We start from the raw sequence: 19,743 nt of genomic DNA, 5'->3' as shown, positions 1-19,743 counted from the left end.
TTCTAAGGGCTGCTTTGCAGCCCTTTTTATTGCGCTGGCCCGTGGCGAAGATGCTGCCGGGTTGATAAACATCCATACAGCGTTTCCTGGTCAATTTGGCGCACAGCGCCCGCCCAGAAAGCGCTTTCAGCTATAAAAATAATGCGCCAAAGGGCGGCATCGCTGCCAATCGGGTAGGATGGCTGCTGGCGTTGCACAGGCTGCGCCAATGGCAGGCCGCCGCCCCTCTGTGCCGCACATCCGCGCGCACCCTTGCAAAGGCCCATCCTTTGCCCCGCGCACGGCGCGGACCCGCAATACCGGCGCCCGCCATACACCTACCCATTGACTTGATATGACTGTCTCCAGCTTTCAACTCCAACCCGTGGACACTACCATCTCGGCCGACCAGCCCGAAGCATTGCGCAGCTACGGCTGGGCTACGGCCACCCCTGGCCCCTCGCTGCTGATCTTTGGTGCCGTGCATGGCAACGAGCAGAGCGGCACGCACGCCATCCGCCGCTGGATCGAGCGCTTTGAATCCGGCCAGGCACGCCTCAAACGCGGGCGCCTCACCATGGTGCCAGTGGCAAACCCAAAGGCCTTCTTCAAGAACGAACGAGAAGGCGACCGCAATCTCAACCGCAACTTTGTGCCAACCGACAAGCCCCAGAACTTTGAAGACCATGTCGTCAATGCGCTGGCCCCCTTGCTGGAGAGCCACGATGCCCTGCTCGACCTGCATTCCTACAGCGGTGACGGCGTGCCATTTGCCATGACCGGCCCGCTCAACAACACCGGCACGCTGGAGCCCTTTGCCCGCCAGCTGGAGGAAGAAGCCTTTGCCAAGGCCGTTGGCCTGCCCACCATCGTGCAGGGCTGGCTGGAGGTGTATGACAAGGCGGTTCAGGCCAGCAATGGTGCCATCCGCGCCGAGCACGGCATTGGCACCAACGAATTCATGCGCAGCCGTGGCGGCTATGCGATCACGGTGGAATCGGGCTCGCACGCCGACCCCGAGGCCATCGAGATCGCCGACCGCTGCATTGCCGGTGTGCTGAATCTGCTGGACATGGCCGATGTGACCGTCGAGCCGGTCGCGCGCTACACCACGCACCACATGAAGGACGTCTTCATGCGCCAGCACAAGGACGACAAGATGACCCGCGAGTGGCAGAACTTCGACCCTTTCAAGACGGGCGATCTGCTGGCCACGCGCGCCGACGGCACGCAGATCCTGGCGCCATTCGATGGCTGCATGATCTTCCCGCAAAGCGATGCGGAAGTGAACCGTGAATGGTTCTACCTGGCGCTGACTGACCACGCGTAAATCTGCCCGCCATAGCACGCATACTAAGAAAGGCATGTTGCGCTTGCGCAGCATGCCTTTCTTGCTATCAATTCAGGATTAACCCGCAGATGCCGCGCCGGTGGCTGCAATGCGCCATGCCGCCTGCTAAGCTCGGCAGGATTGGAGACACCATGAGCGATATGAACAACGACACCATCCTGATTCCTGAGGCGCAATTGCATGACCTGTCGATGCGCGTGTTGCAGCACCTGGGCCTGAGCGCAGCGCACGCCAGCGCCATGACGCGCATTGTGGTTGCGGGCCAGCGCGATGCCTGCCAGTCGCACGGCGCCTACCGCATCTTGAGCGCGGCGCAGACCATCCGCACCGGCCTGGTGGACTTGCAGGCAGAGCCCATCGTGCAGCCCACACAGGGCGCGATCACGCGGGTCGACGCGCGCAAGGCTTTCTCGCCGCTGGCATTGGAAGCTGGCCTGCCGCATCTAGTGGCTGCCACGCGCCAGCTCGGCGTGGGCGCGCTGGTCATCAACCACTGCTTTCATTTCACCGCCCTGTGGCCCGAAGTGGAAATGCTCACCGCCCAGGGCCTGGCTGCACTGGTGATGACGCCCAGCCACGCCTGGGTGGCCCCCACGGGCGGCAAGCGCGGTGTGTTCGGCACCAACCCGATTGCCTTTGGCTGGCCGCGCCCGGGCCCATACCCCTATGTGTTTGACTTTGCCACCAGCGCCATCGCACGCGGCGACCTGGAGCTGCACCGCCGTGCGGGCAAGCCCCTGCCCGAAGGCGCTGGGGTGGATGTGGACGGCACACCCTCCACCGACCCGGTAGCCGTAGCCAAGGGCGCCATGCTGACATTTGGTGGCCACAAGGGATCGGCCCTGTCCACGATGGTAGAGCTGATGGCCGGTGCGCTGATTGGCGACCTCAACAGCCAGGGCTCAATGGATTTTGACGCAGGCAAAGGCGGTGTGCCCTACCACGGCCACCTGCTGCTGGCCTTTGACCCTCAGCGCTTTGCAGGCGGCGACTGGCCTGCCTCGCAGGAGCGCGCCGAGGCCATGTTTGCAGCCATTACCGACCAGGGCGCCCGCCTGCCGTCAGAGCGCCGCTTCGCCGCCCGCGCCCAGAGCGCCAAGCAAGGCATCAGCATGTCGCGTGCGCTCTACAACGACATTGAAGCCCTGCTGCAGTGACGCGGTGCTTGCGTTGATTCAAAAAGAAGAGCTGGAAGCGCGCGCGTTGATTGGAGTTTGACCGCTCAAGTCCTTAGAACCCAATATTCACAGACGCCAAAAGCTCTATTTTTGATAGCAATCGGTTGAAGACCTTTATAGCTGGAGCGCAGTTGCTTACTGCGCCAGTCGGCGCGCAATCTCCGCCACCAGCTGCTCGCCCAGCACCGCCTTGCTCGCGCGTGGCAGTTCCTGGTGGCCGTGCGCATCCACCAGCAGCAAGGCGTTGTCATCCTTGCCGAATGTGGCCGGGCCGATATTGCCCACCAGCAGCGGAATCTGTTTGCGCAGGCGCTTGGCCTCAGCATTGGCCAGCAGGTTTTCGCTTTCTGCCGCAAAGCCCACGCAGTAGAGCTGGCCGCTTTGCGCGCGCGGCAGTTGCGCCACGGTCGCCAGAATGTCGGGGTTCTCCACAAAAGCCATCTGCGGCACCTGGCCACCACTGCCGTCCTTCTTGATCTTCTGGTCCGCGGCTCGGGCCGGGCGCCAGTCCGCCACGGCTGCGGTGGCAACAAAGACATCGGCGCCATCCACATTGTTCAGCACGGCATCGAGCATGTTCTGCGCCGATTGCACATCGATGCGGCGCACGCCGCGCGGCGTGGGCACATGCACCGGACCAGCCACCAGGGTAACCTGCGCCCCGGCCGCCTGGGCGGCCCGCGCAATGGCAAAACCCATCTTGCCGCTGGAGAGGTTGGTGATGCCGCGCACCGGGTCGATCGCCTCGAAGGTGGGCCCGGCGGTGATCAGCAGTTTCTTGCCTGCAAGCGATTTGGCGGCAAAGAAGTACTGCAGCTCCTCTTCGATCTCGGCAGCTTCGAGCATGCGGCCGTCGCCGGTCTCGCCACAGGCCTGGTCGCCATTGCCCACGCCCAGCACCACGGCGCCGTCCGCCTGCACCTGGCGCAGGTTACGCTGCGTGGCCGGGTGTGCCCACATCTCGCGGTTCATGGCCGGGGCAAGGATGAGCGGCACCGTCCCCATGGGCCGCGCCAGGCACAGCAGGCTCAGCAGCTCGTCGGCCCGGCCCTGCACCAGGCGGGCGATGAAATCTGCGCTGCACGGCGCAATCACAATGGCATCGGCCTCACGGCTCAGATTGATGTGCGGCATGTTGTTGTGCTCGCGTGCATCCCACTGCGATACATAGACAGGCCGGTTGGAGAGCGCCTGCATGGTCACCGGCGTCATGAACTGGGTGGCCGATTCGGTCATCACCACCTGCACGGTGGCGCCTGCCTTGGTCAGGCGGCGGCACAGCTCGGCCGATTTGAAGGCGGCAACGCCACCGGACATGCCGAGGACAATATGTTTTCCATGGAGCTGGTTCATGCCCGCCAATGTAGCAGAGCCCCATGGCGCAGCGCCTGCCCAGCCATGCAAAGGCGCATGCCAGCACGGCCAATCCCATGCATTTTGCAGACCATTGCCAGCACCTCGCGCGCCGCCTTCGCAAGCGCCTTTATAATCAGAATTTCCCACCTCCCAAAAAGACATGACCAAATTTGTCTTCGTCACTGGCGGTGTGGTGTCTTCCCTCGGTAAGGGAATCGCCTCAGCCTCCCTTGCAGCGATTTTGGAATCGCGCGGACTCAAAGTCACCCTGATCAAGCTGGATCCCTACATCAACGTGGATCCAGGCACCATGTCCCCCTTCCAGCACGGCGAAGTGTTCGTGACTGACGACGGCGCAGAGACCGACCTGGATCTGGGCCACTATGAGCGTTTCATCGAAACGCGCATGCGCCAGTCCAACAACTTCACGACCGGCCGCATCTACCAGAGCGTGCTGGAGAAAGAACGCCGTGGTGATTACCTGGGCAAGACCGTGCAGGTCATCCCCCACATCACCAACGAAATTCAGGAATACGTCAAGCGCGGCGCCGGTATCGGCACCGACCATGCGGTGGACGTGGCAATCTGCGAGATCGGCGGCACGGTCGGCGATATCGAATCGCTGCCCTTCCTCGAAGCGGTGCGCCAGCTCTCGCTCAAGCTCGGCCCCAACAACTCGGCCTTCGTGCACCTGACCTACCTGCCCTACATTGCGGCGGCTGGCGAGCTCAAGACCAAGCCCACCCAGCACACGGTGCAGAAGCTGCGCGAAATCGGCATTCAGCCCGATGCACTGCTGTGCCGCGCGCAACACGCCGTGCCCGAGGAAGAGCGCGACAAGATCTCGCTCTTCACCAACGTGCAGTCGTGGGGCGTGATCAGCATGTGGGATGTGGACACCATCTACAAGGTGCCCCGCATGCTGCACGAGCAAGGCCTGGACGGCTTGATCTGCGACAAGTTGCGCCTGAACACACCGCCCGCCAACCTCAAGCGCTGGGACGACCTGGTGTACGAGACCGAGCACCCCAAGGGCGAGGTCTCGATTGCCATGGTCGGCAAGTATGTGGAGCTGTCGGACGCCTACAAATCGGTCAACGAAGCGCTCAAGCACGCCGGCATGCAGAACCATGTGCGCGTGAAGATCACGCACGTGGATTCCGAAACGGTGGACGACAAGGCGGCTGCCGAAATGCTCAAGAGCTACGACGGCATTCTGGTGCCCGGCGGCTTTGGCTCACGCGGTGTGGAAGGCAAGATTTCCACCGCCCGCTACGCCCGTGAGCACAAGGTGCCCTACCTGGGCATCTGCCTGGGCATGCAGGTGGCCACCATTGAATACGCACGCCATGTGGCGGGCCTGGACAATGCCAACTCTACCGAGTTCGACCGCCAGACGCCCCACCCCGTGATCGCGCTGATCACCGAGTGGAAGGATGCCGACGGCACGATCAAGACGCGTGACGAAAACTCCGACCTCGGCGGCACCATGCGCCTGGGCGCGCAATCGTCCGATGTGCAGTCGGGCAGCCTGGCCCACAGCATCTACGGCGACGTGGTGACCGAGCGCCACCGCCACCGCTACGAAGCCAACACCCAGTACCTGGACAAGCTGCGCGACGCAGGCCTGGTGATTTCCGCGCTGACCCAGCGCGAGCACCTGACCGAAATCGTCGAGCTGCCTGCCAAGGTGCACCCTTGGTACATCGGCGTGCAGTTCCACCCCGAGTTCAAGTCCACCCCATGGGCGGGCCATCCGCTGTTCAATGCCTTCATCAAGGCGGCCGTGGACCGCAAGAAGGTAGTTTCCAAGTAAAAAAGGCGCCAGTGCAATCACTGCAGGCGCCAGTCGCTATGAAAAACGAAGCATACAACAATGCACACCGTTTTTCATGGCGCACCCCCACCCCTTATCGCTGAGGAGCCCTCCATGCAATTGTGCGGATTTGACATCGGCCTCGACAAACGCTTTTTCCTGATCGCCGGCCCCTGCGTGGTCGAATCCGAACAGCTGCAGATGGATGTGGCCGGCCAGCTCCAGGAAATCACCGCGTCGCTGGGCATTCCTTTCATCTTCAAGAGCAGTTTCGACAAGGCCAACCGCTCCTCGGGCACGAGCTTTCGCGGCCCGGGCATGGAAAAGGGCCTGGAGATTCTCGCCAAGGTGAAAAAGGAGCTGAACGTTCCCATCCTCACCGATGTGCACACCGAGGCCGAAGTGCCCTACGTGGCCAGCATTGTCGATGTGCTGCAAACCCCGGCGTTCCTCTGCCGCCAGACCGACTTCATCCGTGCCTGCGCGCAGTCGGGCAAGCCGGTCAATATCAAGAAGGGCCAGTTCCTGGCGCCTCACGATATGAAGAACGTCATCGACAAGGCCCGTGCCGCCGCCAAGGAAGCAGGCCTGCCCGAGGACAGCTTTCTGGCCTGCGAGCGCGGCGCCAGCTTTGGCTACAACAACCTGGTGAGCGACATGCGCTCGCTGGCCATCATGCGCGAGACGAATGCCCCTGTGGTGTTTGACGCCACGCACAGCGTGCAGTTGCCCGGCGGCAATGGCACCAGCAGCGGCGGCATGCGCGAGATGGTGCCCGTGCTGGCCCGCGCCGCCATTGCCGTGGGCGTGGCTGGCGTGTTCATGGAAACCCATCCCGATCCCTGCAACGCACTCTCCGACGGCCCCAACGCCGTGCCCCTCAAGCACATGAAAGCGCTGTTGGAGACCCTGGTCGCACTGGACAACGTCACCAAGAAGAGTGGCTACCTCGAAAACAATTTTGGAGCATAAGCATGGCCTCTGCCTACATCATCGCGTCGGTCACCGTCACCAACCCTGAGCAGTACGAGGAATACCGCAAGTACAGCACCATCGCCATGCAAGCCTATGGCGCCGAAGTCTGCGTGCGCGGCGGCAAGGTGGAAGTGATCGAAGGCGACTGGAACCCTGGCCGCACCGTGATCCTCAAGTTCAAGGATACCGAGAGCGCACATAAGTTTTATAACTCCCCGGAATACACCAAGGCCCGCGCAGCGCGCGAAGGTGCCGCTATCATGCGCATGGTTCTGGTCGAAGGTGTATAACCGTTTGGGATGTTTTTAGCCCCCAGCGCACGTATATCGCGCGGCTGCAGCTCCTCTTTTTGCAGCAACGCAACCCGTTTTTCAATCTCTGAAAGGCTCTAAAGTGAGTGCAATTGTTGATATCGTTGGCCGCGAAATTCTGGATTCGCGTGGTAACCCCACCGTCGAATGCGATGTGCTGCTGGAATCGGGTGTGATGGGCCGTGCGGCCGTGCCGTCGGGCGCATCCACCGGCTCCCGCGAAGCCATCGAGCTGCGTGACGGCGACAAGAGCCGTTACCTGGGCAAGGGTGTGCTCAAGGCCGTGGAGCACATCAATACCGAAATCTCCGAAGCCATCCTGGGCCTGGATGCAGCCGAGCAGGCTTTCCTGGACAAGACCCTGATCGATCTGGACAACACCGACAACAAGAGCCGCCTGGGCGCCAATGCCATGCTGGCCGTGTCGATGGCTGTCGCCCGCGCCGCTGCCGAAGAGGCCGGCCTGCCGCTGTACCGCTACTTTGGCGGCATGGCCGGTGTGCAGCTGCCCGTGCCGATGATGAACGTCATCAACGGCGGCGCCCACGCCAACAACAGCCTGGACCTGCAGGAATTCATGATCGTGCCCGTGGGCGCGCCGAGCTTCCGCGAAGCGCTGCGCTGGGGCGCCGAGGTGTTCCACGCCTTGAAGAAGATCATCGACAGCCGTGGCATGCCCACTGCCGTGGGCGACGAAGGCGGTTTTGCGCCATCGGTCGAAAACCATGAAGCAGCGATCCAGCTGATTCTGGAAGCCATCGACAAGGCCGGCTACACCGCTGGCGACCAGATCGCGCTGGCCCTGGACTGCGCCGCCTCCGAGTTCTACAAGGACGGCAAGTACGTGCTCGAAGGCGAAGGCGGCATCAGCCTGACGGCCGAGCAGTGGACCGACATGCTGGCCGCCTGGTGCGACAAGTACCCCATCATTTCCATCGAAGATGGCATGCACGAAGGCGACTGGGACGGCTGGAAGGTGCTGACCGAGCGCCTGGGCAAGAAGGTGCAGCTGGTGGGCGACGACCTGTTCGTCACCAACACCAAGATCCTCAAGGAAGGCATCGACAAGGGTATCGCCAACTCGATCTTGATCAAGATCAATCAGATTGGCACCCTGAGCGAAACCTTTGCCGCCATCGAAATGGCCAAGCGCGCAGGCTACACCGCCGTGATCTCGCACCGCTCCGGCGAAACCGAGGACAGCACGATTGCCGACATCGCCGTAGGCCTGAACGCTGGCCAGATCAAGACCGGCTCGCTCAGCCGCTCGGACCGCATGGCCAAGTACAACCAGTTGCTGCGCATCGAGGAAGACCTGGGCGATGTGGCTGTGTACCCTGGCCGCGCCGCCTTTTACAATCTGCGTTAAGCTTGCGGCTTTAGCCATTGTCTATTGATCGATCTGCGTTCATGATTTCCCGCATTGTTCCCTTTGTGCTGCTGGCCATCCTGGTCAGCATCCATGCCCAGCTGTGGAGCGGCCGGGGAAGCGTCCCGTACGTCAAGGACATGAAAGAGCAGATCGCCAAGCAAAAGACCGAGAACGAGGCCGCCGAGCGCGAAAATGTGCGCCTGGAAACCGAGGTGAGCGATCTCAAGCAAGGCATGGACATGGTGGAAGCCAAGGCCCGCAATGAACTGGGCATGGTCAAACCCAATGAGGTATTTGTGCAGTACACGCGCAAGTAGAAACTCAAGCGGGATCGAATAGCGCAATCGGCTCCGGCCGCGCGCTGGCTGACATGTTCCCCTGAAGCGCCTTCCTACCGAAGGCGCTTTCTTTTTCGCCGTATCATCGCGCCCTATGTCTGCGTTTCCCAGCACCCGCACCACGCCTGTATCGCCGTCCATGGCATGCGTCCATGTGGTGGCCTGCGCCGTGGAAGACGCTTGCGCATTGGCTGCCAGCCTGCAGCATGCGCTGGGTGCAGAGGGCTGCTTTCACTTCCGCCCCGGCGCTGCAATGCAGCTCGATGCGCGCGCACTTGGCGCCACCGATGCCCTGCTGCTGCTCACCCCGCCTTTGAGCGCCAGCAATACCCAAGTGCAGCACGCACAGGACGCATTGATGCAGCTGCGCGCCGATCTGGTCAGCCAGCGCCAGCCGTTTCAGGTGCTGTTCAGCCAGGGTACGCGCCTGCTGGACGACGCACTCACCGCCTTGTGCAACTGGTTTCCCGATGCGCCTGCACTGCAGGCGCGGCGCAGTGCATTGCGGGAACACGGCAATCTGACACGATGGAGTTGGAGCTGCGAAAAATGCAGCGATCCGGAATGTGAATTCCGCCTCTTCAAGGGACTGACCAGCTCCGAAAGCCTGTGAGCAGAAGCCCGGGCCTGTTGATACCCAATGAAAAAACCACGCAATGCGTGGTTTTTTGTCAGGTACCGCGAAGCTTGCAGACCTACTGGTCCTACTGCATGCGCCTCGAAGCTGGCGGGTCGTTGCCGGGTTCGGTAAACAGATGCGCAGTATCCACTGCATCAAACCGGTACTGCTGGCCGCAGAACTCGCAGCCCACCTCGATCAGGCCCTGCTCCTCCAGAATGCTATCCACCTCTTCCTGCCCCAGGTTGCGCAGCATGCCCACCACACGGTCACGGTTGCAGGTACAGGCAAAGTGCGGGCCGCCTTCGCCGTCTTCCGGCACAAAGCGCAGCAGCTTCTCTTCCCAGAAGAGGCGATGCAGAATGGTTTCCACATCGAGGTTCAGCAATTCGTCGCGCGTCAGGCTGGCCGCCAGGTGGGCGATGCGGTTGTATTCCTCATTCTGGTCAATCTGGTCGTCGTCTTCGGTGTTCAGGCTACCGGCCGCCAGATTGGCTTCGCCCTTGATCGGCATGCGCTGCACCATCAGGCCCGCCGCCACCTGCTCGTTCGCAGCAAGAACCAGCACGGTGTCCAGCTGTTCGGACTGGCGCATGTACTGCTGCAGGATGGCAGCGAGGCTGTCCACCGGTTCGCCATCCAGGTTCACCAGCGGCACCACACCCTGGTAGGCTTGCTGGCCAGGGAGCTTCTCCTTGGGGTCGAGCGTGATCGCGCAACGGCCCTTGCCATGCACGTTGACCATATCGGTCAAGCTCGCGTCGGTGGACACCTCGCCGCTGATGGTCACAGTGGAGCGCACGCTCAGATTGGACTGCACCTCGGTCACCGCCAGCTTGACGGGGCCATCTCCGGAGATCTGAAACACCAGCGCGCCGTTGAACTTGATGTTGGACTGCATCAGCACACCGGCAGCCGTCATCTCGCCCAGCAGCTCCTGCACCGGCAGCGGATAGGCACCGGATGTGGTGTTGGCCGCGCGGCGCTTCAGGATCTCCTGCCAGGCTTCCGTCAGGCGCACGACCGCGCCACGCACGGGCAGGCCATCAAACAAAAATTTATGCAGTTCAGACACTCGTGATTCCCATCCTTGGTTCGCCGCGTGCATCCTGCGGTGCCCGGGCGATGGTTTGGAACATGCTTGCGACCTCTGTGCAGCCGCGTGGCGCGGAGATCGCAAACATATTCTTATTCCGGTAATTTTCGCAGACCCGCCGCAAAGCGGCTGGCATTGGCCATATATCCCTGCGCGCTGCGCTTCAAGCCTTCCATCTGCTCTTCGGTCAATTGGCGCACCACCTTGGCCGGGTTGCCGACGATCAGGCTGCCATCGGGAAACTCCTTGTTCTCGGTGACCAGTGCCCCCGCGCCCACGAGACAGCGCCTGCCGATCCTGGCGCCATTGAGCACGATGGCCCCCATGCCAATCAATGACTCGTCGCCAATCGTGCAGCCATGCAGGATGACGTTGTGGCCGATGGTGACGTGGCGGCCGATATCCAGCGGCTTGCCCTTGTCGGTGTGCAGCACGCTGCCATCCTGGATGTTGGAGCCCTCTCCCACCCGGATCAGGTCGTTGTCGCCACGCAGAATGGCACCAAACCACACGCTGCTGTCCGCCGCGAGATGCACCCGTCCAATGACCTGCGCGCTGTCGGCCACCCAGGCTCCGGCATCCACTTCGGGCTGCACGCCATCCAATTCATACTTCGCCATCATGTCTCCTGTTTTTGCTCTGAAACGCCCCTTGCCTGCAACGGCCGATGCGCTGCATCTGCGGGCTGATCCATAATTGTAGGGATGGAATTACGTCAAAGCGCCCTGCATGCCCTGTGCGTGCGCGATCCCGAAGAAAAATCTGCACTGGCGCTTGCCCTGCATGCGCAAAGCGCTTCAATATCCATAGCAATCGATGCGCAGTTGACAGCTCCGCCTGCGGCAGATTTGCCCGGCCACCCCGCCAAGCCCGAACTCAAGCCCCACACGGCAGTCGCGCGTCGCTCGCCCGCAACCCCTGAAGGGCGCGCCATCCTTCTGCATGCGATCGCACATATCGAGTTCAACGCCATCAACCTGGCACTCGATGCCATCTGGCGTTTTCCTGGCATGCCGCGCCAGTACTACCTGGACTGGCTGCAGGTTGCAGCAGAGGAAGCCAAGCACTTTCGCCTGCTGCGCGCCCATCTGCAGAAGTGGGGAGCCGACTATGGCGACTTTCCCGCACACCAGGGCCTGTGGACCATGTGCGAGAAAACCGCTGGCGATATCGTCGCTCGCATGGCTCTGGTGCCTCGCACCCTGGAAGCCCGTGGCTTGGATGCAACACCCCAGATCCAGTCCAAATTGCAACAAACCGGTGCGCCCGACGCCCTGGAAGCCGTGGCCATTCTGGACATCATTCTGCGTGAAGAGGTAGGCCATGTTGCCATCGGCAACCATTGGTACCGGCATGTCTGCGCAGCCCAGGGACTCAACCCGGAAGCCCATTACAGCGATCTGGTGGCCCGCTACGAAGCTCCTCGCCCCAAACCGCCCATCAATCTGGCAGCACGCAGCCAGGCCGGATTCAGCCCGGCAGAACTGGCCTGGCTGGAAGCACAGTTGTAACAAATAGGCGTTCATTCCTTTGTGGCAGAACGCGCAACTTGCTACAAAAACCTGTGCTTCTCATTCAATCTGTGTCAGTGCTTGCGCACAATATGGACGAAAATACTTCCAACCCCGAGACATAACGAATTGCGGATACCGCCTGCGCCGCCAACTTCCCAAGGCATCTCGCACAGACGGATATTCAGCTGTACATGCAACATACGAGCGCGCCATCCCCAGCCTCCGGTCCAGCGGCAGTCGCCATGGATTTCACCTCTCCAGCCCCCCCTATCGCATGGCAGTCCATTCGCGATGCCAATGGCATGCAAGTGGGGCACGAGATATTCAACCGTTCCCGCACAGCGTCCACCCACACCATCGACTCGGACCTGTCGCTCGCCCACTCGGTGCTCTCGCACCTCAAGCCCGCAGCGCTGCTCGATGATGGCCTTCTGTTTCTCAACACCACTTACGAGAGCCTGCGCAGCCCGCATCTCGATCTGCTGCCCTCGGACAAGGTAGTCCTGGAGATTCCTTCATTGGGCCATGCAGCATCCAGCGAAGTGGAAGCCCGCCGCCCCGCGCTTGCGGCGCTGCGCGACAAGGGTTTTGCGCTGGCCTTCAACCACTCGGTACTCGACTCCGCATATGCGCCCTGGCATGACCTGGTCAACTACCTGAAGATCGATTTTTCCGTGCTGGCTGCCGAGCGCGCCGTGCTGATGATCCGCTGGGGCCGGCGCATCCCGGGCGTCACCCTGATTGCCGACAAGATCGAGTCTGCCTCCCAGTTGCAGCTGGCGCAGGAAAACCAGGTGGACCTGCTGCAAGGCTATGCCGTGCGGCGGCCAGAGCCTGTGCCTGCACGCGTGGTGCTGCCCACCGTGAGGGAAGCCCGTGCCCTGAGGGCCCAACTGAAGGCCAACGCCGAGCCAGAAGCACTCACCCAGTTTCTGCAAGCCCAGCCCACGCTGCTTTTCAACCTGCTGCGCATGGCACAGTCGCAGGAGCTGTCCAAGCGGCACATCTACACTTCGCTTCCCCAGTTGCTCGCCAGTCTGCGTGCCGAGCAATTGCATGCCTGGTCAGGCATGCTGGACGCGGTTGCGCAGAGCAATGCACCACGCCCGCCCGATTGCATCGCCCTGTACCAGGAACATGCCATGGCACTCACTGCCGCAGCCGCCACGGCGTGGCCCGATGTGCCACATGACAGTCTGGTCCTGATTGCCCACTCCCTGCTGCTCGGCAAGCAATTGGGGCTGACGCTGCAGCAGGCCGTAGACCAGTTGCTGCCGCCACCGCTCGCTACCCCGGTACTCGCCCTGGAGTCGCAGTGGCAGGATCTGCTGCAAACCTATACATCCCCCGATTGACCTGGTCATACTGGTCTCGCCCCCAAAGCATTAGCGGCAATAAAAAACCCGGCTCGCCATCTGCGCAGCCGGGTTTTTCATGGGTGCCAGCACCTGTCTGGTTCAGCCCCTTCGTTTTTTAGCTGACCATCAGGCATCCAGATGCTCTTCATGCGCGCGTTCGCGGATGAAGAACGAGGCGATGAGGCCCAGCGTCACGCCGAACATCACATAGAAGGCGGGCGACATCGTCGAACCCGTCGTCTTGATCAGCCAGGTGACGATGAACTGCGCGAACCCGCCAAACACCATCACTGCAATGTTGTAGGCCATGGACATGCCCACCGAGCGTACGTGGGCGGGGAATAATTCGGCCATCACCGTGCTGAACACACCAAAGAACACCGAAACAAAAACGCACACCACCACCTGTACGGTCATCAGCTTCGCAATCGTCGGGCCATCGGTAAGCCACGCGTACAGCGGGTACAGCACCAGCAGGTAGCCAATGAGGGAGCCGATCATCAGCGGCCGGCGGCCGACGCGGTCCGACCATGCGCCCATGAACGGCATCAGCACCACCATCATCGCAGCGCCCACCATCTGCACCATGAACGTGTCATGCAACGGCAGCTTGAGGGTGACCGTGGAGTACGTCACCAGATAGGTGAAGGTGATGTAGATCGACACCGTGGCGGTCACCACCAGGCCCATGCCCACCAGGGTTTCGCGCGCGTGGGTGCGCAGCATCTCCAGCACGCCCACCTGCTTGATGGTGCCAGCCTTCTGCGCTGCCTGCAGCTTCAAGAAGGTTTCCGGCTCTTCCACATGGCGGCGGATGTAGATCGCCACCGGCACGATCAGCAGGCCCACGGCAAACGGAATGCGCCAGGCCCAGCCCATGAGTTGCTCATGGCTGAAAACATCAGTGATCAAGGTACCTACGGCGGCACCGATCAGCAAGGCAGCCATCTGCCCCGTCATCTGCCAGGAGCCGTAGAAGCCACGCTTGCCCTTGGGTGCCAGCTCGATCAGCAGGGCCGTCGAGGTACCGAACTCGCCCCCCGCCGCAAAGCCTTGCAGCAGGCGCGCCAGCACGATGAAGATCGGCGCCCAGACGCCAACACCCTGGTAGGTCGGCGCAAAGGTGATCAGTGCAATCGCCACCGCCATGATGGCCGTCACCATCACCATGGCCGCCTTGCGGCCCTTGCGGTCGCCATACAGGCCCAGCAGGATGCCGCCCACCGGACGCATGAAAAAGCCCACGCCGAACACCGCCGTAGTCATTAGGATCTTGTTGAGGTCGTCGCTCGGGTCGTTCGGATTGCTCGGGAAGAACAGCTTGGCCACGATGGGCGTCATGAAGGCGAAGACGAGAAAGTCATACCATTCCAGCGCATTGCCAATGACAGCGGCCAGAATATTTCTCTTGGATACAGCAGTAGATTGCACGCAGAAGTCCTAAAAACACAAGTCGCAGTCGGCGCGAGCGCAGCCGTTGCAGTTCACGAAAAAGGGCTTGGTTCTGCGCGTGGCTTTGCGTTTTCCGATCCATCGATTACGCCGATGCCTCTGGAAGGCTGCACTGTGGCGACACAGCGCGCGCCCCTACGCAAGGCAGGCGACGAAATCATGGGATCGGGAAATGAATCAAAGCAAACCAGGCGTGCGAGCAGAAGTACCGGCAAATCCACGAGACGAGCCACGCAGCAGCGGCGATCATGCAGAAAATGCATGAGACGCCATCAAGACCCGTATGAAATTGTAGTTGTACTATGCAATCACTGCTGTCGAAAACCGGACATCCGGCGGCAAAACGCGGGTAAGCACGGAAATACGAGCCCGCACATACCCAACGACTGGGAATGGCTGCCAGAAGAACCGGCCTGCGCCCGGCCTCCGGCGGCGCAATGGCACGTTGGCGCAAGCATGCAGCGAGAAGTCGGCCTCAGCGCCGGTCTGCCAAGGCATGGGCGATGGTGCCCAGATCGACATATTCCAGCTCGCTGCCAATCGGCACGCCTCGGGCCAGGCGCGTGAAGCCCACGCCACGGCGCTGCAGGGCTTCGCCCAGCACATGCGCGGTGGCTTCCCCTTCTGCCGTGAAGTTGGTGGCAAGAATCACTTCCTGCACTACGCCATCGCTGGCCCGCTCCAGCAATTGCTGCAGGCCGATGTCGCGTGGGCCGATGCCATCGAGCGGCGACAAGCGCCCCATCAGCACGTAGTACAGGCCCTTGTACGCTCCCGTGCGCTCCAGCGCCGCCTGGTCGGCGGGCGTTTCCACCACGCACAGGCGGGCCGCATCGCGCCCCGCATCCAGGCAGGTTTCGCAGATGGCGTTTTCCGTGAAGGTGTGGCAGCGCTCGCAATGGCGCACGCGGGTGCTGGCCTCATGCAATGCACGGGAGAGCAACTCGGCGCCTTCGCGGTCATTCTGCAGAAGATGGAATGCCATGCGCGATGCCGATTTGACGCCCACCCCGGGCAGGCGGCGCAGCGCTTGCACCAGGGCTTCAAGGGTGCTGGTATCAGACATGGCAAATTCCAAAAGAAAAAGCACCGCAACGCTTATCTAGCGCGCGGTGCATGCTATCAAAATAATCAGAATGGAAACTTCATGCCACCTGGGAGACCGGGCATGCCCGCAGTGATCTTGCCCATCTTTTCGTTGCTGGTCTCTTCCGCCTTGCGAACGGCCGCATTGAAGGCGGCAGCCACCAGGTCTTCCAGCATGTCCTTGTCATCGGACAACAGGCTCGGGTCAATCGTCACGCGCTTGACATCATGCTTGCAGGTCATCAGCACCTTGACCAGGCCCGCACCCGACTCGCCTTCGACTTCGATATTGGCCAGCTCGTCCTGGGCCTTTTTCAGGTTGTCCTGCATGGCCTGGGCCTGCTTCATCAAACCTGCGAGTTGTCCTTTGTTGAACATGAAAGATCCTTCTATTTGAAACTCTGCGGCACGCGAATCACTTGCACGCGGCCCAACACATCATCATAGGGGCTGAATGCTGCCTGGCACTATTTTCGCGCCAAATTGCTGTATCAGAGACTGGACATAGGGGTCATTGCGCACCACATCCTCAGCCGCGCGCTGGCGCGCCTGCTGTGCATGCGCCTTGCGCCGGGCCGGGCAGTCTTCCACCGCCCCCACACTCATCTCGATCCTGCCCACGAGGCCCGCTGCCACCAGTGCGGTGCGCAAGCGCTCCACCGTACCGGGCTGCGCCAGCGTCTCCAGATCCACCCGCAGCCACCAGCAATCGGCTTCGCGCCTGATGAGCTGCGAGCGCAGTGCCAGTTGGCGCGCCACGGCGGTAATCGCCTCGGTCTCGATCAGCTTGAGCACGGTCTCGTTCCAGAAACCGCCTTCTGGCGTATCGGCAAACTCCGGCGGCACCCGGCCCAGGTTATCGCCAAAGCTGGCGGGGCGGTCGTAATCGCTTGCCTGGTGCGCCTGCACAGGCAAGGCAATCAAGCCGGGCTGCGCAGGTGGCTCATCGGCCGCCCGCACGTCAGGCAGGGTGGGTGCAGATCCGGAAGGCGCGGCATCATCCAGGTAGGCTTCATCCGGCACGTCGTCAAAATACGGTGCATCGTCGGCGTCCACCGGCGCCACAGGTATCGCGTCCTCGTCGTCATCGCCCTCTTCCGGCGGCAGCGCTTCGTCGTCCGCGGCGACAGGCGGCTCGGCAGGGTGAGAGCGCGCAGGAATCAGGTCTTCCGCAGTGCGTACCGGCAGCCGCACGGCATCGACGGAGGTGCTGGCAGGTGTAACCGCAGATGCAAGGACAGGCGCTGCATCGGGCGCGACGGGCTGTTCCACCACGGAAGCGGGGCTGGCCTGCGCGGTTGGTGCGGCAGGCATGGCGGATGCGAGCGGAGCGGGGGCAGCAGGCATTACCGAGGCTGCAACAAAGGCCTGCGCAGGCTCCTCCGGCTTCGGCTGGGTCATAGCCGGTGCTGCGACAGGCTCTGCAGCCACGGGCGCTGCCTCCTGCACAGCCACGGGTGCGGGTGCGGACACAGATGCCGTTGGCTCTACATTTTTGATAGCTGGCTGCGCTTGCTGTACGGGCGCTACTGGTGGTTTTGGTTGTGGTGCGGCGGCAGCAACCGTGCTATTCAGAGTTTTTTTTTCAGCCGCGCCCGCAGGCTTGAAGGCCAGCAGACGCAGCAGCGCCATGGTCAGCGCTGCATATTCGTCAGGCGCCAGCCCCAGCTCGGCCCGTCCATGCAAGGCAATGCTGTAGAGCAGCTGGGTTTCGTCTGCAGGCATCAATTGCGCAAGACGCAGAACCTCCTGCTGCTCGGCATCGTCATTCGCAACGGCAGCCTGGGCCTTCTCGGGCACAGCCTGCAGCACGGCCATGCGCTGCAGCTGCACGCCCATGTCTTCCAGCGTGGATGCGGCTGACAGCCCCTGGTGGCGCAACTGATCAACGGTTGCCACCACCTCCGCACCATCACCGCGCGCCAACGCATCAATCAGGCGGAACACATGGCTGCTGTCGACCGCGCCCAGCATCTGGCGCACACCCGTTTCCTGCAACTGGCCGCCGGCGAAGGCAATGGCCTGGTCGGTCAGGCTGAGCGCATCGCGCATGGAACCACGCGCTGCGCGCGACAGAAGACGCAGCGCCTGGGTCTCGGCCGGGATATTCTCGTTGGCCAGCACGCGCCCCAGATGCTCCTGCACCGTTTCAGGCGCCATGGGCCGCAGGTTGAACTGCAGGCAGCGCGAGAGCACGGTCACCGGCACCTTTTGCGGATCGGTGGTCGCCAGCACGAACTTCAGGTACTCGGGCGGCTCCTCCAGCGTCTTCAGCATGGCATTGAAGGCGGTATTGGTGAGCATGTGCACTTCATCGATCATGAAGACCTTGAAGCGCCCTTGCACGGGTTTGTAGACTGCCTGCTCCAGCAGGCCTTGCACTTCATCCACGCCACGGTTGGAGGCGGCGTCAAGCTCCGTGTAATCAGGAAAGCGGCCACTGTCGATCTCGACGCAGGCCGGGCACACGCCGCACGGGGTTGCCGTGATGCCACCCGTGCCATCGGCCCCCGTGCAATTGAGCGACTTGGCCAGGATCCGCGAGACCGTCGTCTTGCCCACCCCACGCGTTCCCGTGAACAAATAGGCATGGTGCAAGCGCTGCTGGGTGAGGGCATTGGTCAATGCCTGCACCACATGCTCCTGGCCCACCATTTCAGAGAAATTCCGTGGACGGTATTTGCGGGCGAGAACGAGATAGGACATAGGCAGGCATTCTACGGGCAGTCGGAGGCCTCGCCAGCCCCGCACTGTTTTGTGCAACCGACAACCGGCCAGACCTGCACCGTCATCACGCATCAGGCATCGTTCTTTGGCCTTTCAAGCCAAAAGCCTCCATTTCTTTCGGTACAATGCACCCCTGACGGGCCTCCCCGCATGGGGAAGCGGCCAACCGGGTCAGGTGGGGAACCAAGCAGCCCTAACTGTGGATCCAGTGCCGGGGGTAAGGCTCGTCACCTTCGCTGAAAACCTCTTTGCAATCAAGAAGTTAGCCTCAGCCAAGGCTCTTTTCTGCCATATGTGACACACGAGTGTGACACTTTGTCCAACCAGACATGTGTTTTTCGCATTCATGGCAGCACTTCCAGGCCTCAACCTCAGAGGCGGCATTTACCAGCTCAGAACGACCATTCCGATTGCCCTTAGAACAAGGTTTGGGCGCGACCGCATCCGCAAGAGTCTTGGCACATCTGACAGGCCGGAGGCAGAGCTGCTCGCCACCATCGAAAGAGCAAGGCTTCTGGCTTTGTTCGCTGCCGCCAAGAAGACCTCCGGCGACGTGACCACCATCTCCGAGCAGACCCGAAAGGTCTTGGAGCCACTGCAAGGCATCCTCATCCCGGCAGAGGCGAATACAGGAGTCACAGGAAGCACGTACACGAGCGCAAACGCCTCACCCCTACCTCTACCCCTCCAGCCACCAAGAAAACGGCTGCCGTGGGCTCTCAAGCAGGCCCAGCCCTGTTCGCAGAGATGCCCACGCTCAGTGAGCTGTACAAGCGCTGGCTGAGGGCCAAGAAGCGCGCACGGTCATCCGAACAAGCCTGCCGGCTTGCCATCGACACCTGCGAGAAGGCATTGGGACGCCTTCCCATCAACCAATTGAGCAGAGCACATGGAGACGCTTTCAGGTCGTGGCTGCTTGACCAACCCATCTCCGCAAAGACAGGAGCCTCTTTCGAGGTCTGTGCCAAGACCCACGCTCACAGAGATGCAGTGCACCAGAAAATACTGGACAGAGACGGGGCAATGGTGCTCGACTGAAAGAGGAGCCAACGCCAGTCACTCAGCCATGGGCTCGTGCCCAGACCCTCGTCCAATACAGCCAACCAAGCCCACATTGCAGAATGGCTTTGTTGCACAAATCCGGGCCGCAGCGGTAGTAGGCTCGGATGATGAGTGAGACGAACTGGGGTCGGCGCAAGTACCGCACCACAAACT

At 61.8% G+C, this 19,743-nt stretch carries 18 protein-coding genes and 1 other RNA gene; 12 read left to right on the top strand and 7 right to left on the bottom strand.

The window, feature by feature from the left end:
• Nucleotides 1-364: 364 nt before the first annotated feature.
• Complete coding sequence (locus ABIE32_RS13080; RefSeq protein ID WP_429016721.1) at nt 365-1,309, top strand: succinylglutamate desuccinylase; 945 nt, start codon at nt 365-367, stop codon at nt 1,307-1,309.
• A 161-nt stretch (nt 1,310-1,470) separates the two neighbouring features.
• Nucleotides 1,471-2,487, top strand: a complete 1,017-nt coding sequence (locus ABIE32_RS13075) for an Ldh family oxidoreductase (RefSeq protein ID WP_377779451.1) — start codon at nt 1,471-1,473, stop codon at nt 2,485-2,487.
• A gap of 156 nt (nt 2,488-2,643) precedes the next feature.
• On the opposite strand, the gene coaBC is transcribed toward ABIE32_RS13075, so the two are convergent.
• Nucleotides 2,644-3,861 carry a bifunctional phosphopantothenoylcysteine decarboxylase/phosphopantothenate--cysteine ligase CoaBC gene (coaBC, locus tag ABIE32_RS13070; RefSeq protein WP_429016719.1) on the bottom strand — a complete coding sequence of 406 codons (1,218 nt, stop codon included), beginning with the start codon at nt 3,859-3,861 and terminating at the stop codon, nt 2,644-2,646.
• A 163-nt stretch (nt 3,862-4,024) separates the two neighbouring features.
• Here coaBC and ABIE32_RS13065 point away from each other — a divergent pair, with 163 nt between their 5' ends.
• The 6 genes from ABIE32_RS13065 (at nt 4,025) to ABIE32_RS13040 (ending at nt 9,289) form a co-directional block, all read left to right on the top strand.
• Complete coding sequence (locus ABIE32_RS13065; RefSeq protein ID WP_224152280.1) at nt 4,025-5,680, top strand: CTP synthase; 1,656 nt, start codon at nt 4,025-4,027, stop codon at nt 5,678-5,680.
• A gap of 114 nt (nt 5,681-5,794) precedes the next feature.
• Complete coding sequence (gene kdsA / locus ABIE32_RS13060) at nt 5,795-6,652, top strand: 3-deoxy-8-phosphooctulonate synthase (protein WP_224152279.1); 858 nt, start codon at nt 5,795-5,797, stop codon at nt 6,650-6,652.
• Nucleotides 6,653-6,654: 2 nt separating this feature from the next.
• Nucleotides 6,655-6,945 carry a DUF1330 domain-containing protein gene (locus ABIE32_RS13055; RefSeq protein WP_224152278.1) on the top strand — a complete coding sequence of 97 codons (291 nt, stop codon included), beginning with the start codon at nt 6,655-6,657 and terminating at the stop codon, nt 6,943-6,945.
• A 103-nt stretch (nt 6,946-7,048) separates the two neighbouring features.
• Entirely contained in the window at nt 7,049-8,335 is a 1,287-nt protein-coding gene (gene eno / locus ABIE32_RS13050; RefSeq protein WP_184709289.1) for a phosphopyruvate hydratase, read from the top strand.
• Nucleotides 8,336-8,376: 41 nt separating this feature from the next.
• Nucleotides 8,377-8,655, top strand: coding sequence for an FtsB family cell division protein (locus ABIE32_RS13045; RefSeq protein ID WP_224152276.1), 279 nt, complete (start codon nt 8,377-8,379; stop codon nt 8,653-8,655).
• A 115-nt stretch (nt 8,656-8,770) separates the two neighbouring features.
• Nucleotides 8,771-9,289, top strand: coding sequence for a hypothetical protein (locus ABIE32_RS13040; RefSeq protein ID WP_429016715.1), 519 nt, complete (start codon nt 8,771-8,773; stop codon nt 9,287-9,289).
• A gap of 91 nt (nt 9,290-9,380) precedes the next feature.
• On the opposite strand, the gene ABIE32_RS13035 is transcribed toward ABIE32_RS13040, so the two are convergent.
• Nucleotides 9,381-10,370 carry an Hsp33 family molecular chaperone HslO gene (locus tag ABIE32_RS13035; protein ID WP_429016713.1) on the bottom strand — a complete coding sequence of 330 codons (990 nt, stop codon included), beginning with the start codon at nt 10,368-10,370 and terminating at the stop codon, nt 9,381-9,383.
• Between the two features lie 113 nt (nt 10,371-10,483).
• Nucleotides 10,484-11,011, bottom strand: coding sequence for a gamma carbonic anhydrase family protein (locus tag ABIE32_RS13030; protein ID WP_429016711.1), 528 nt, complete (start codon nt 11,009-11,011; stop codon nt 10,484-10,486).
• An 84-nt stretch (nt 11,012-11,095) separates the two neighbouring features.
• Between ABIE32_RS13030 and ABIE32_RS13025 the strand changes: the two genes are divergently transcribed.
• Nucleotides 11,096-11,902 carry a ferritin-like domain-containing protein gene (locus tag ABIE32_RS13025; RefSeq protein WP_429016709.1) on the top strand — a complete coding sequence of 269 codons (807 nt, stop codon included), beginning with the start codon at nt 11,096-11,098 and terminating at the stop codon, nt 11,900-11,902.
• A 245-nt stretch (nt 11,903-12,147) separates the two neighbouring features.
• A complete protein-coding gene (locus ABIE32_RS13020; RefSeq protein WP_429016708.1) occupies nt 12,148-13,260 on the top strand; it encodes a hypothetical protein in 1,113 nt (370 codons plus the stop codon).
• Nucleotides 13,261-13,389: 129 nt separating this feature from the next.
• On the opposite strand, the gene ABIE32_RS13015 is transcribed toward ABIE32_RS13020, so the two are convergent.
• The 4 genes from ABIE32_RS13015 to dnaX form a co-directional block, all read right to left on the bottom strand.
• Complete coding sequence (locus ABIE32_RS13015) at nt 13,390-14,694, bottom strand: MFS transporter (protein WP_224152271.1); 1,305 nt, start codon at nt 14,692-14,694, stop codon at nt 13,390-13,392.
• 496 nt (nt 14,695-15,190) lie between these two features.
• Nucleotides 15,191-15,781, bottom strand: a complete 591-nt coding sequence (recR, locus tag ABIE32_RS13010) for a recombination mediator RecR (protein ID WP_377779431.1) — start codon at nt 15,779-15,781, stop codon at nt 15,191-15,193.
• 65 nt (nt 15,782-15,846) lie between these two features.
• Nucleotides 15,847-16,179: a YbaB/EbfC family nucleoid-associated protein gene (locus tag ABIE32_RS13005; RefSeq protein WP_184709307.1), complete on the bottom strand. Its 333-nt coding sequence runs from the start codon at nt 16,177-16,179 to the stop codon at nt 15,847-15,849.
• Between the two features lie 63 nt (nt 16,180-16,242).
• The gene (gene dnaX / locus ABIE32_RS13000; RefSeq protein ID WP_429016706.1) at nt 16,243-18,507 is read right to left on the bottom strand and encodes a DNA polymerase III subunit gamma/tau; all 2,265 of its coding nucleotides are present in this window, start codon (nt 18,505-18,507) and stop codon (nt 16,243-16,245) included.
• A 156-nt stretch (nt 18,508-18,663) separates the two neighbouring features.
• Here dnaX and ffs point away from each other — a divergent pair.
• Nucleotides 18,664-18,760, top strand: an RNA gene (ffs, locus tag ABIE32_RS12995) — signal recognition particle sRNA small type.
• Between the two features lie 114 nt (nt 18,761-18,874).
• On the top strand, nt 18,875-19,312 hold the full coding sequence (locus ABIE32_RS12990) for a DUF6538 domain-containing protein (protein WP_429016704.1): 438 nt from the start codon (nt 18,875-18,877) through the stop codon (nt 19,310-19,312).
• Nucleotides 19,313-19,743: the final 431 nt, after the last annotated feature.

The organism is Comamonas sp. 4034, from assembly GCF_050434545.1.
Classification (GTDB): Bacteria; Pseudomonadota; Gammaproteobacteria; order Burkholderiales; family Burkholderiaceae_C; genus Comamonas; species Comamonas odontotermitis.
The sequence above is the reverse complement of the archived record's forward strand: the minus strand, read 5'-3'. Positions and strand labels throughout refer to the sequence as shown.